The 13,038-nt window shown below is 71.7% G+C and carries 11 protein-coding genes; 5 read left to right on the plus strand and 6 right to left on the minus strand.

Going from position 1 to position 13,038, the window contains the following annotated elements:
- Positions 1–48: 48 nt before the first annotated feature.
- The 3 genes from lysA to argH are packed head-to-tail and all read right to left on the minus strand — an operon-like array spanning position 49 to position 2,995.
- Positions 49–1,347, minus strand: coding sequence for a diaminopimelate decarboxylase (lysA, locus tag AC6H2I_RS03050; protein WP_497499097.1), 1,299 nt, complete (start codon positions 1,345–1,347; stop codon positions 49–51).
- Entirely contained in the window at positions 1,344–1,541 is a 198-nt protein-coding gene (locus tag AC6H2I_RS03055; protein WP_497499098.1) for a hypothetical protein, read from the minus strand. The genes lysA and AC6H2I_RS03055 overlap by 4 nt, the downstream gene beginning before the upstream one ends.
- Positions 1,538–2,995 (minus strand): argininosuccinate lyase, encoded by a 1,458-nt coding sequence (gene argH / locus AC6H2I_RS03060; protein ID WP_497499099.1) that lies wholly within the window; start codon positions 2,993–2,995, stop codon positions 1,538–1,540. Before argH ends, AC6H2I_RS03055 begins: the two co-directional genes overlap by 4 nt.
- A gap of 87 nt (positions 2,996–3,082) precedes the next feature.
- On the opposite strand from argH, the gene AC6H2I_RS03065 reads away from it, so the two are divergent.
- Together AC6H2I_RS03065 and AC6H2I_RS03070 are read left to right on the plus strand one after the other, a co-directional pair.
- Entirely contained in the window at positions 3,083–3,709 is a 627-nt protein-coding gene (locus tag AC6H2I_RS03065; protein WP_497499100.1) for a TlpA family protein disulfide reductase, read from the plus strand.
- A 16-nt stretch (positions 3,710–3,725) separates the two neighbouring features.
- A complete protein-coding gene (locus AC6H2I_RS03070) occupies positions 3,726–4,364 on the plus strand; it encodes a LysE family transporter (RefSeq protein WP_497499101.1) in 639 nt (212 codons plus the stop codon).
- Positions 4,365–4,367: 3 nt separating this feature from the next.
- Here AC6H2I_RS03070 and AC6H2I_RS03075 read toward each other — a convergent pair whose 3' ends face one another.
- Positions 4,368–5,216, minus strand: coding sequence for a polyphosphate kinase 2 family protein (locus AC6H2I_RS03075; protein WP_497499102.1), 849 nt, complete (start codon positions 5,214–5,216; stop codon positions 4,368–4,370).
- A 250-nt stretch (positions 5,217–5,466) separates the two neighbouring features.
- On the opposite strand from AC6H2I_RS03075, the gene AC6H2I_RS03080 reads away from it, so the two are divergent.
- The gene (locus tag AC6H2I_RS03080; protein ID WP_497499103.1) at positions 5,467–8,796 is read left to right on the plus strand and encodes a maltotransferase domain-containing protein; all 3,330 of its coding nucleotides are present in this window, start codon (positions 5,467–5,469) and stop codon (positions 8,794–8,796) included.
- Between the two features lie 84 nt (positions 8,797–8,880).
- On the opposite strand, the gene AC6H2I_RS03085 is transcribed toward AC6H2I_RS03080, so the two are convergent.
- Positions 8,881–10,206, minus strand: a complete 1,326-nt coding sequence (locus AC6H2I_RS03085; RefSeq protein WP_497499104.1) for a L,D-transpeptidase family protein — start codon at positions 10,204–10,206, stop codon at positions 8,881–8,883.
- 375 nt (positions 10,207–10,581) lie between these two features.
- Between AC6H2I_RS03085 and mepK the strand changes: the two genes are divergently transcribed.
- Entirely contained in the window at positions 10,582–11,130 is a 549-nt protein-coding gene (gene mepK / locus AC6H2I_RS03090; protein WP_497499105.1) for a peptidoglycan L,D-endopeptidase MepK, read from the plus strand.
- Positions 11,131–11,185: 55 nt separating this feature from the next.
- Here mepK and AC6H2I_RS03095 read toward each other — a convergent pair whose 3' ends face one another.
- On the minus strand, positions 11,186–11,626 hold the full coding sequence (locus tag AC6H2I_RS03095; RefSeq protein ID WP_497499106.1) for an ATP-binding protein: 441 nt from the start codon (positions 11,624–11,626) through the stop codon (positions 11,186–11,188).
- Between the two features lie 198 nt (positions 11,627–11,824).
- On the opposite strand from AC6H2I_RS03095, the gene AC6H2I_RS03100 reads away from it, so the two are divergent.
- Positions 11,825–13,009: a baeRF3 domain-containing protein gene (locus AC6H2I_RS03100; RefSeq protein WP_497499107.1), complete on the plus strand. Its 1,185-nt coding sequence runs from the start codon at positions 11,825–11,827 to the stop codon at positions 13,007–13,009.
- Positions 13,010–13,038: the final 29 nt, after the last annotated feature.

Here is a 13,038-nt window from a genome sequence, read left to right on the forward strand (position 1 = left end):
AAGCCGCCAGCTTTTTTGAAGTGGTGCTCCGAGATTGCCCCTTCCCCCTCACCCCACCCACTCCGGCACCCGCTCCCCCGCCAGCATCTCCGCGATGCTGGGCCGCGGGCGCACCACGGCGAACTGGTCGCCCTTGACCAGCACCTCGGGCACCAGGGGGCGGGTGTTGTAGGTCGACGCCATCACCGCGCCATAGGCGCCGGCGCAGCCGAAGGCGACCAGGGCGTCGGCGGGCAGCGCCGGCAAGGGGCGCTGCAGGGCGAAGGTGTCGCCGCTCTCGCACACCGGGCCGACCACGTCGATGGGGGCGGTCTCCGCCCCCGGGGCGGGTTCGGCCACCGGGACGATGGCGTGGTGGGCGTCGTAGAGGGTGGGGCGGATCAGGTCGTTCATCGCCGCGTCGACGATCAGGAAGCGGCGGTGCAGCCCCTGCTTCACATAGATCACGCTGGCGACCAGGATGCCGGCGTCGCCGACCAGGGAGCGGCCGGGCTCCACCGTCACGTGGCAGCCGAGGTTGCCGGTGATCGAGCGGACCATGCCGGCGTAGGCCGGCAGGGCCGGCGGCGTCTCGTCGCGGTAGCGGATGCCCAGCCCGCCGCCCAGGTCGAGGCGGCGGATGTCGATGCCGTCGGCGCGCAGGGCGTGGAGCAGCTCCACCACCCGCTCGTACGCGGCGCGGAACGGGGCGAGGTCGGTGAGCTGGGAGCCGATGTGCACGGCGATGCCCACGGGGTCGATGCCGGGCAGGGCGGCGGCCCGGCCGTAGATCTCCCGCGCGTGGTCCCAGTCGATGCCGAACTTGTTCTCCTTCTTGCCGGTCGCGATCTTGGCGTGGGTCTTGGCGTCCACGTCGGGGTTGACGCGGATGGCGATGGGGGCGGTCACCCCCAGCGACACCGCCACCTCGTTCAGCGCGTCCAGCTCGGGGATCGATTCCACGTTGATCTGGTGGATGCCGGCCTCCAGGGCGGCGCGCATCTCGCCCCGCGTCTTGCCGACGCCGGAGAAGACGATGCGCCCGGCCGGCACGCCGGCCGCCAGCGCCCGGCGCATCTCGCCCTCCGACACCACGTCGGCCCCGGCCCCCAGGGCCGCGAAGGTGCGGATCACCGCCTGGTTGGAGTTGGCCTTGACGGCGTAGCACACGCTGGCCGCCTGGCCCTCGAACGCCCCGGCGTAGGCCTGGTAGTTGGCGGTCAGCGCCGCGCTGGAATAGCAGTAGAAGGGCGTGCCCACGGCGGCGGCGAGCGCGGGCAGGGCCACCCCCTCGGCGTGCAGCACGCCGTCCCGGTAGACGAAGGCACCGGCCGCGTCCAGGCTCACGCCAGAGGCGTCCAGGCTCATGGAAACCTCACTCCGGGGGCGACTTCGCCGGGCTTGGGGTCGAGGGTGGCGGGGGCCGGGTAGGTGCGCGGGAAGGTGTCGTTCGCCGTGCCCTGGGGGGGATCGACGAAGTCCGGCTTCTTGCCGCAGGCCGTCAGCGCCAGGGCGAGGGCCAGGGTGGCGGTGGCCAGCGCCAGGGGGGCGGGGCGCCTCACAGGAAGCGCTCCCGCGCGGCGCGGGCCGCCTCGCGCACCCGTTCGGGCGCGGTGCCGCCCTGGCTGCGGCGGCTGGCGACGGAGGCCTCCACGGTCAGGACCTGGAAGACGTCGGCGGTGATCCGGGGTTCCACGCTCTGCATCTCCTCCAGGGTGAGATCGGACAGGCCCTTGGCGGCATCCTCCGCCAGTTTGACGGCACGGCCGGTGACATGGTGCGCCTCGCGGAACGGCATGCCCAGCACCCGCACCAGCCAGTCGGCCAGGTCGGTGGCGGTGAGGAAGCCGCGCTCGGCCGCCTGGCGCATGGCGGCGGGCTGGGGGGTCATGTCGCGCACCATCCCCTCCATGGCGGCGATGCACAGGGCCAGGGTGTCGTCGGTCTCGAACACCGGCTCCTTGTCCTCCTGCATGTCCTTGGAATAGGCCAGCGGCAGGCCCTTCATGACGACCAGCAGGCCGGCCAGCGCGCCGATCACCCGGCCCGCCTTGGCCCGCACCAGCTCCGCCGCGTCGGGGTTCTTCTTCTGCGGCATGATCGAGGAGCCGGTGGTGAAGGCGTCCGACAGCCGGATGAAGCGGAACTGGTCGGAGCACCACAGCACGATCTCCTCGGCGAAGCGCGAGAGGTGCATGGCGCAGAGCGACGCCGCCGCCAGGTACTCCAGGGCGAAGTCGCGGTCGGACACGGCGTCCAGCGAGTTGGCGGTGGGCCGGTCGAAGCCCAGCGCCGCGGCGGTGGCGGCGCGGTCGATGGGGAAGGGGGTGCCGGCCAGCGCCGCGGAGCCCAGCGGGCACTCGTTCAGCCGGGCGCGGGCGTCGCGGAAGCGGCCGCGGTCGCGCCCCACCATCTCCACATAGGCCAGCAGGTGGTGGCCGAAGGTGACGGGCTGGGCCGCCTGCAGGTGGGTGAAGCCGGGCATCACCGTGTCGGCGTGGCGCTCGGCAAGGTCGATCAGGGCGGCCTGCAGGGCCGTCAGCCCGGCGTCGGTGCGGTCGATGGCGTCGCGCACCCACAGGCGGAAGCCGGTCGCCACCTGGTCGTTGCGCGAGCGCGCGGTGTGCAGGCGCTTGGCCGGCTCCCCCACCAGCTCGGCCAGGCGGGACTCCACGTTCATGTGGATGTCCTCCAGCTCCGTCTTGAAGACGAAGGCCCCCGACAAGATCTCCTGGTGCACGCGGTCCAGCCCGTCGCGGATGGCGGCGGCATCGGCTTGCGTGATGATGCCCTGCTGGGCCAGCATGGCGGCGTGGGCCTTCGACCCGGCGATGTCCTGGTCGGCCAGGCGCCGGTCGAAGCCGATGGAGGCGTTGATGCGCTCCATGATGGCGGCCGGGCCGCGGGCGAAGCGGCCGCCCCACATCTGGCTGGCCGCGGGTGCCGCCGAAGTGGCGGTGGCCGAGGGGGTGGCGGCCGAGGGGGTGGCGGACGGCTTGGTGCTTTCGGCGCTCATGGGGTGACCGGACACGTCGGGAAGGGAGCAAGGACGGTGAGTATGCGGACTTTGGCGGTCTCCGCAATCCTTTCGGTGGCCCTTTCGGTGGCGGTGGGAGCCGCGGCCTGGATGGCGGTCGGCGCCTGGACGGCCGTGCCCGACGCGCCGCCGGTGGTGCGCCTGGGCGGCGACTCCGGCGTGCAGCCGGTGGCCCAGCGCGACAAGGGGCCGGAGGCCTTCGTGGAGGAGGCGGCGCCGCAGCCGCTGCCGGCCTTCGCCTTCGTCGACGGCCAGGGCCGCAAGGTCACCATCGCCGATTTCGCCGGCCGGGTGGTGCTGCTGAACCTGTGGGCCACCTGGTGCGCCCCCTGCGTCAAGGAGATGCCGGCGCTCGACCGCCTCCAGGCCATGATGGGCGGCGAGCGCTTCCAGGTGGTGGCCCTGTCGGTCGACCGCGGCGGGCGCGAGACCGTGGCCCCCTTCCTCGACAGGCTGGGCGTGCGCAGCCTTCCCCTCTACCTCGACCCCGGCAACGCCAGCATGGGGGCGCTGCGCCCGCGCGGCCTGCCGACCACGCTCTTGATCGACGAGCAGGGGCGCGAGGTCGCCCGGCTGGAGGGGGCGGCCGCCTGGGACTCGCCGGCGATGCTGGACCATCTGCGCCGCTACGGCGTCGGCCGCGGCGTCGCCCCGGGCGGGCGCGGCGGCGGCGTGGTCAACACCGGGGGCTGAGCGCGCCGCCCCGGCGATGGGCCCGCTGGTCTTCCTGTCCCTGGTCGGCGCCATGGCCGTGCTGGCGCTGACCCCCAGCGTCAGCGTGCTGACGGTGACCGCGCGCGCCGCCGCCGGCGGGGTGGGCCATGGCCTCGCCGCGGCGGCCGGCATCGTCGTCGCCGACACCGCCTTCGCCCTGCTGGCCATTCTCGGCCTTGGCGCCGTGACCCGTGCGCTGGGCGGCGCGTCGCCGCTGGTGGGACTCGCCGGCGGGCTCTACCTGCTGGCGCTGGGGGCGCTGGTGTGGGTGCGGCGGGGCGGCGGGGGCGCGGCGGGCGGCCCGGCGGCGGCGGGCTCCCCCGGCGGCAGCTTCCTGGCCGGGCTGCTGGTGACCCTGGCCGACCAGAAGGCGGTGCTGTTCTACCTGGGCTTCCTGCCGGCCTTCGTGGAGCTGGACTCGCTGGACGCCGCCGACGTCGCCCTGGTGGTGGTGGCCATCGTGCTGGGGGTGGGGGGTGTGAAGGCGGCCTACGCCGTGGCCGCCGCGCGCTCGCGGGTGGCGCTGGGGCCGCGGGCGGCGGGCCTCCTCAACGGGCTGGCCGCCGTGGTGATGGCCGCCACCGGCCTGGCCCTGCTGGGCCGCACCCTGTGGGAGGCGGGGGCGGGGGGATAGGCCTCATCCCTCGTCGGCGCTGCCCGCGGGCGTGAGCCGCACCCCCAGCACCGCGGCCGCCGCCTCGGCCAGGGCCGGGTCGATGGGCGGCGGGGCGACGTCCACGCCCTTGCGCAGGGCCGCGGTGACCAGCTCCAGCACCCGCACCCGGGCGTACCATTTGGAGTTGGCGGGCACCGCGTGCCATGGCGCCTTGGGGGCCGCGGTGCGCTCGAACATCCGCTGCGCGGCCTTGACGTAGTCGTCCCAGCGGGCGCGGTTGCGCAGGTCCTCCTCGGTCAGCTTCCAGCGCTTGTAGGGGTTGACCAGGCGCTCGCGGAAGCGGTTGAGCTGCTCCTCCGGGGTGATGTGCAGGAACAGCTTGACGATGCGCACCCCGTCGTCGGTCAGCATGCGCTCGAAGGCGGCGATCTCGTCGTAGGCGCGCGTCCACTCCGCCTTGGTGGCGTAGCCCTCGACCCGCTCCACCAGGACGCGCCCGTACCAGGAGCGGTCGAACACCGCGAAGGTGCCCGGCGCCGGCAGCTTGTTCCAGAACCGGTAGAGGTAGTGCTTGCCCTGCTCCTCCGGAGTCGGCGCTGAAATCGGCCAGACATGAAAGCCCCGGGGGTCCAAGGGCTCGGTCAGACGGCGTATGCATCCGCCCTTGCCGCCGGCGTCCCAGCCCTCGAAAACCACAATGGCACGGCGCTTCTCGTGCCAATAGGTCTGCTGGATTCTCAGCAGCTCCTTCTGCAGGGAGGCCAGCCGCTTTTCGTACTCCGTCCGATTCTGCAGATGAGCCGACTTCATATCGAGGGCGTTGAGCCTTATCCTGTCGGCCTTGGTGCGGCCGTCGCTGCGATCTGCCATGGGGGCTGCTCCCGGTGAGGGGTCGGGGGGAGGCCGGTCGGGGAACTTCTCCGCGTCGCGGGGGTTTGACCGGGGGGCCTCGAGCGGGGCTGTTCTGCGTCACTTTCGTGACTATCGCGGCGCGCCCTTACCGGGGCGTTAAGCACCGCCACGACCTGACGGGCCCAGCCGGGACGCGCCACGCCTGCACGAGCGACGGCTGAACGCGGTTCAGCCTCACGAGGGACAACGGACCAGGAGGACGCCGACGATGGCCAGCGCCGGACCGCGCATCTACAACCTGTTTCCGCCGCTGATCGGGCCTGTGCGCGATTGGGCCGGGCATCTGCCGCGCATCCAGGCGATGGGGTTCGACTGGGTCTATCTCAACCCGATCCACTATCCCGGATTCTCCGGCAGCCTCTACGCCATCAAGGACCCCTACCGGCTGAACGATCTGTTCCAGGGCGGCGACTCCGCGCCGCCCGACGCGCTGATCCGCGGCTTCGTCGCCGAGGCCGGGCGCCACGGCCAGAAGGTGATGCTGGACCTGGTGGTCAACCACACCTCCAAGGACGCCCCGCTGGCCGGTGAGCATCCCGACTGGTACCGCCGCGACGCCGCCGGCGAGCTCTACAGCCCGCGCGCCGTCGACCCCGTCGACCCCAGCCACGTCACCATCTGGGGCGACCTGGCGGAGCTGGACTTCGACGAGCCGCAGGCCCGCGCCGGGCTGGTCGGCTACTGGAGCCGCTACGTCCGCCATTACGCCGGGCTGGGGGTGAAGGGCTTCCGCTGCGACGCCGCCTACCAGGTCCCGGCCGAGGTGTGGCGGGCGCTGATCGAGGCCGCCCACGAGGTTGATCCGGAGATCGCCTTCTTCGCCGAGACCCTGGGCTGCACCGTGGCGCAGGTCGAGGACCTCTGCGGCGCCGGCTTCGACTTCCTCTTCAACTCGGCCAAGTGGTGGGATTTCAAGGCGGACTGGCTGCTCGACCAGTACGAGACCTACCGCCGCATCGCCCCCACCGTGGCCTTCCCGGAAAGCCACGACACCGACCGTCTGGCGGCGGAGGTGGGCAGCCAGGACCGCGAGCGCCTGGCCCGCCACCTGAAGATGAGCTACCTGTTCTCCGCCTGCTTCTCCACCGGCGTCATGATGCCGGTGGGCTTCGAGTACGGGTTCACCCGCAAGCTCGACGTGGTGACGACGCGGCCGGAGCACTGGGAGGAGCCGAAGGTCGACCTCTGCGACTTCATCGGCAAGGTCAACGCCATGAAGCGCGACACCCCGGCGTTCAACGCCGAGGGGCCGCAGTGGCGGGCGACGGCGCCGCACAGCCCGGTGCTGGGGCTGGTGCGGCGGCCCGACGGGGCCGCCGGCGGCTGCTCCATCGTGCTGATCAACCCCGACGAGTCGCGCAGCCACCCGATCGACCCCGGCCCGCTGCTGGCCGAGACCGGCGGCCTGTTCGGGGAGGTCGAGGACGTGACGCCGGACAGCGCCGCCCAGCCCTTCGAGCCGGGCCGGCCGCTGGAGCTGAAGCCGCTGGAGCTGCGGGTGTTCCGCGCCCGCGGCGTCGATCACCCCGCAGTGGAGCTGCGCGGCCCCGGCAGCGCCGCCCCGGACCCCCAGGCCAAGGCCTGGATGGACGAGGTGGCGGCCGACCGCATCGCCATCGAGGACGTGTGGCCGGAGCTGGACGGTGGCCGCTTCGCCATCAAGCGCGTGGTCGGCGACGTCATGGAGGTGTGGGCCGACGTCTTCACCGACGGCACCTTCGTGCTGGGGACGTGCGTCCAGTACCGCGCCGCGGACGAGGCGGACTGGCGCGAGACGCCGATGGCCCTGTTCGAGAACGACCGCTGGGTCGGCCGCGTGCCGCTGACCCGCAACATCCGCTACTATTACACGGTCGCCGCCTGGCGCGACGTGTGGGAGAGCTGGCGCGCCGACTTCAAGAAGAAGCACGACGCCGGCGTCGACATCGGCCTGGAGATCGTCGAGGGCCGCCGCTTCATCGAGCACTCCGCCACCCTCCAGGAGGGCGAGGGCCGGGCGGCGCTGGAGCGGGTGGTCGAGCGCATGAACGACCTGCGCGGCCAGGAGGTGATCGACTACGTGCTGTCCGACGAGCCGCGCCAGGCCATGGCCCGCTATGGCGAGCGGCAGTACTTCTCGCGCTACGTCCGCCAGCTCGAGGTGTTCGTCGACCGCACGGCGGCGCGCTGTTCGGCGTGGTTCGAGATCTTCCCGCGCTCGGCCTCGCCCGACCCGTCGCGCCCCGGCACCTTCGACGACGTCATCGCCCAGCTGCCGATGGTGCGGGACATGGGCTTCGACGTGCTGTACTTCCCGCCCATCCACCCGATCGGCAAGGTCAACCGCAAGGGCCGCAACAACACCCTCAACGCCGGGCCGGACGATCCCGGCGTGCCCTACGCCATCGGCTCGCGCGAGGGCGGCCACACCGCCATCGACCCGACCATCGGCACGCTGGACGACTTCCGCCGGCTGGTGACGGAGGCCCGTGGCCACGGCCTGGAGATCGCGCTCGACTTCGCCATCCAGTGCGCCCCCGACCACCCGTGGATCCAGCAGAGCCCGCAATGGTTCTACTGGCGCCCCGACGGCACCATCCGCTACGCCGAAAACCCGCCGAAGAAGTACCAGGACATCGTCAACGTCAGCTTCTACCGCGACTCCTACCCCGACCTGTGGTACGCGCTGCGCGACGTCGTGCTGTTCTGGTGCAACGAGGGCTGCCGGATCTTCCGCGTCGACAACCCGCACACCAAGCCCTTCCCGTTCTGGGAATGGATGATCCGCGAGGTGCAGGACCGCTTCCCCGACGCGATCTTCCTGTCCGAGGCCTTCACCCGGCCCAAGCTCATGCGCCGCCTCGCCAAGGTCGGCTACAGCCAGTCCTACACCTACTTCACCTGGCGCAACACGAAGCCGGAGCTGACCGACTACCTGAACGAGCTGGCCCACGGCGAGGCCAAGGACTACATGCGGCCGAACTTCTTCCCCAACACGCCGGACATCCTGCCGCCGATCCTCACCGAGGGCGGCCGGCCGGCCCACATGTCGCGCGCCGTGCTGGCCGCCACCCTGTCACCGGCCTACGGCCTCTACGGCCCCTACATCGTCTGCGAGGCCGAGCCCTATCCCGGCAAGCAGGAATACAATCACTCCGAAAAGTACGAGATCCGCCACTGGGATTGGGACCGCCCCGGCAACATCAAGGACTACGTCACCCGCCTGAACACGATCCGGAAGGAAAATCCGGCGCTGCACTTCCTGTCGAACCTGCAATTCTACAACGCCTGGGACGACAACGTGCTGTACTACGGGAAGATGACGGAGGCGAAGGACAACGTGGTGCTGGTGGCGGTGAACCTGGACCCGCACAACGGGCACGGCTGCACCTTCGAGGTCCCGCTGTGGGAACTGGGGCTGCCGGACGGCGCCCACGTCGACGTGGAGGACCTGTTCACCGGCCAGCGTTTCACCTGGATCGGCAAGAACCAGCAGGTCTGGCTCGACCCGCAGGTGAACCCGGCGGCGATCTGGCGGATCAAGCCGCCGGCCCCCTGAAAAAGGGCCGCCTCCCCCTCACGGAGGAGGGGGGGGCGGGCCGCTCGTCGCCCGCGAGAGGCGTGAGTCAGGGAGAGGCGTGAGTCAGGACGGGCGCTGCGCGGTGTCCAGAGGGGCCGGCGGGGCGGTCAGCGACGCCGGTTCCGGCAGGGCGGCTGGCAGCGCGGGCGCCGGCGTGTGATCGGGGATGCCGGCGCCGGCCGGGCCGGGCAGCGTGGACGGGAAGGACGCCGGCGGCGGAGCCAGATCGACCGTCGGCGTGGCGGCCGCGATCTCATCCACCATGTCGTAGACGTCGGGGTGCAGGCGCACCTCGCCGGCGGCGTCCACCGTCGCGGTCCAATAGACGAAGCGGACGTCGATCGGGTTGACCTTGAGCCAGATCGGCTCGCCGCGCGCCATGTAGCGGTCGATGCGCGCCGGCGTCACGTCGACCTCGGCCAGCAGCAGCTCGGCCAGCAGCCGGGCGTCCTCCAGCCGCACGCAGCCCGAACTGACGGTGCGCACGTCGCGGTCGAACAGCCGCGGCTCGTTGGTGCCGTGCAGATAGATGTTGAGCGGGTTCGTCAGGTTGAAGCGGAAGCGGCCCAGGGCGTTGTGGTCGCCCGGCGCCTGGACGATGCGCACGCGGCGCGGCGACACCTCGGTCCAGTCCACCGTCTCCGGCACCACGGCCTCGCCGTCCAGATAGACGGTGGCGTCGGTGATGCCGGTGCTGCCGGTGCGGCGCAGGTTCGGCAGCTTGTCCTGCTTGAGGATGGTCGGCGGCACGGTCCAGGTCGGGTTCACCACGACGTGGGTGATGCGGTCCTCCAGCAGCGGCGTCTCGCGCGAGGGACGGCCGACGACGGCGCGCATGGTCAGCTCGAACCGGCCGTTGCGCACCAGGGTCACGGTCTGGCTCGGCAGGTTGACGATCAGCACGCTGTCGGGCGCCGTCTGGCGGAAGGCGCGCATGCCCGACGCGCTCTGGCGCATCATCAGCGCCGCCTCGCGCGGGGTGCGGTCCAGCACCGCCCGGGTCGCCCCACCGACCAGCCCGTCGGCCTTCAGGCCCTGGGCGAGCTGGAAGGTCCGCACCGCGAGGTCCAGGGTGTCGTCGAAGACGTCGGTCGCGGTGCCGGGCGGCAGATAGCCGAGATCCGCCAGCCGGCCCGACAGGCGGGCCACCCGTTCGCCGACCACGCCCTTGCGCAGCAGCGGCCCGGGGCCGACATGGACGGACGCCGGCACGGCCAGGACCTCCAGTTCCGCGGCGCGCTGCTCGAGGCGCGTCGCCGCGGCGTCCAGGGCGTCGCGGAAGGTCTCGGCGGCCGCCGGCCGGGTGGCGGCCGCGGCCGACAGCGCAAGCACCACAAGGCAGGCCTTGGCGATGCGGCTCCAGCGGGTCGTCGACGAAGTCGGCGTCATGATCGGGTCCTCACTCGGCACTGGGCACGGGGGCGTGCTCTCTCAAACATATACGTCGAAGATGGCGGTTGCGATGTGACAGGCGTCACTTCGCACCATTGCACGGCATGCCCCACCCCTTTCGGTCCGGGCCTATGCCCTGCCTCCGCTTCGGTTTCATTTTTGACAAAAATGGGTTGATCGCCGCCTATGCCCTCGCCTATACGGATAGGTGTTCGGTCAGAGTGTGTCTTCCCATGCGCATGATCGACGGTCATAAGACGTCCCGGCGAAGGGACGCAAGGCAAAAGGCCTTTTCTTGGAAATCCTTCGGTCAATCGGACAAAGAGGGGAAAGGGAATGAGCTTTGCGGGGGGGGATCTTGTCGATCCGGCCATGGGGCGTCGCCGATTCCTGATGGTTGGCCTTGCCGCGGCGGGGGCCGTGGCGTCACCGGTGCTATTCTCGGCCAGTCCGGCGGACGCCGCAATGGCCGTGCCGTCGAAGCGGCGGCTGGTGTTGCACAACATCAACACCGGCGAACACTTTGACGGCGTGTTCTGGGCCGACGGGGCCTATCGGCAGGACGTCCTGCGGCGCCTCGACCATTTCCTGCGGGACCATCGGGCCGGCCTGGTCACCCGGATGGACCCGCGGCTGCTCACCGTGATGTCCGACCTGCACCGCCGCATGGGGACCGACGAGCCGTTCAAGGTGATCTGCGGCTACCGGTCGCGCCGCACCAACGCGCTGGCGCGCCGCCGCTCCCGCGGGGTGGCGAAGGAAAGCTACCACACCAAGGCGATGGCCGTTGACCTGGCGCTTCCCGGGCGCAGCCTCAGCGGGCTGGCCAAGGAGGCCAAGGCCATGAAGGCGGGCGGCGTCGGGGTCTACCCGCGCTCCGGTTTCGTCCACGTCGACGTGGGCCCCGTGCGGACCTGGTAGGTTCGTCACCGCTCACGGGCCGCCCCCAGCCGCGGGCGGCCCCCCCGGGCGCCGGCTAGTCCGGCACCGCCTGGTCCTGGTGCGCCCGCTTGGTCAGGGTCAGGTGGTTGCGCCCGCCGCGGCGCTCGTAGCGCACGCTGTCCATCATGGTTTTCACGAAATGGATGCCGAGGCCGCCGATCGGGCGGTCGTCGATGTCGCCCTCGAGCACCGGCGGCCGGGCCTCGGTGAGCGGATCGAAGGCCCGGCCGTCGTCGCTGAGCTCGGCGGTGACGACGCCGCCGTCGAGCGCCACGCGGACCATGATCTCGTGCGGACCGCCGGCCGGGAACGCGTAGGAAATCACGTTCGTCAGCAGCTCGTCCAACGCCAGATTGAAATTGAACGCCAGCGCCGCGGGCAGGGCGTTCGCCTCGAAGAACGCGTCGAGCGCGTCGGCGAGGCGCGGGATCTCCGCCAAGTCGTTGGAGAGGCGCAGGTCGAGGCGGTCGGTCATCGCGGGCTCAAGCCGTCGTTCTCCGGAAGGCGCTGGATGCACCCGGGGCTCGATCCTGCCGCGCCGGGGGGCGTGGGGCAACGGGAATCTCCCGAGCGCTCCGCCGATCGGCGTACCGCGTCGGTCTGGGTGGCGGAACCAAAAGGAAAGCCGGCCGGTTGCAGGCGGCAGGTCCCACGCAGATCAACGGGAATGCCCATGTTCACCAAGAACGACCTCGGCCGCCTGGTCGCCGTCGACGCCGCCCCGGCGGTGTCGGTGTTCCTTCCCACCCACGCGGCGGGCCGTGAGACGCGCCAGGACACGATCCGCCTGAAGAACCTGCTGGGGGATGCCGTGCAACGCCTGATCGAGCGGGGCGTGCGGCGGCCCGATGCGGAGGCGTTGCTCGCCCCGGCCGCCCGGCTGCTGGACGACGCCGCCTTCTGGCGCCACCAGAACGACGGGCTGGCCCTGTTCGTGGCCCGCGACCTGTTCGAGGCGCACCGCGTCCCCATGGGCCTGCCGGAGGAGGTGGTGGTCTCGACCGCGTTGTCGGTCCGGCCGCTGCTGCCTCTGCTGGCGGCCGATGGCAGCTTCATGATCCTGGCCGCCACCGCCGACGGTGCGCGCCTCTACACGGCGACCCGCCACGGTGTGTGCGAGGAGGCGGCGGACCTGCCCGCCGGTGCCGCCGCCGTCGACGCGGAGTCCGACTACGACAAGAACATCGTCAACTCCCCCGGCCACATGCGCCACCACGACCGCCGCAACGTCGCCGTCAACTCCGTCAAGACCCACAATTTCGGCGAATCGCCCGAGGCGCTGCGGCAGGCCCACCAGGTGGAGTATCTGCGCCGGCTGGCCGGCGCCGTGCAGCGCCACCTCGACGCCACCGGCTTCAAGGGGCCCCTGGTGCTGGTGGGCGACGCCGAGGTCCAGGGCCACGTCCGCAAGGCGATGAGCGGTCCGGCCCTGCTGGAGGGGGGGATCGAGGTGAACCCCGATGCCCTGGACCTCGGCGAGATCCACCGCCGCGCGTACCGCCTGGTCGAGCCGTTGTTCGACCGCGACCGGCAGGATGCGCTCGAGCGGTACCGCGCGGTGGCGGCCGATGCCGGGGAGCGCGGCCGCGCCGTCACACGGCCGGAGGAGGTGGTGCGGGTCGGCGTGGAAGGGCGCGTCGCCACGCTTCTGCTGGCGAAGGAGGGGAGCCGGATGTGGGGGCGCTACGACGAGGCCGCGGGGCGGGTCGTCACGGCGGTCGGGGCGCCGGACGGCGACGTCGTCGATCTGCTGGAGAAGGCGACCGCGGACACGCTGCTGCATGGTGGGACGGTGCACGCGGTGGCCAAGGCGGACCTCCCGCCCGAGGCCACGGTGGCGGCCATCCTGCGCTACTGACCGGCCCGCTCCTGACCGGCCCGGCCGGC

It is taken from the genome of Azospirillum sp. NS33, from assembly GCF_059703765.1.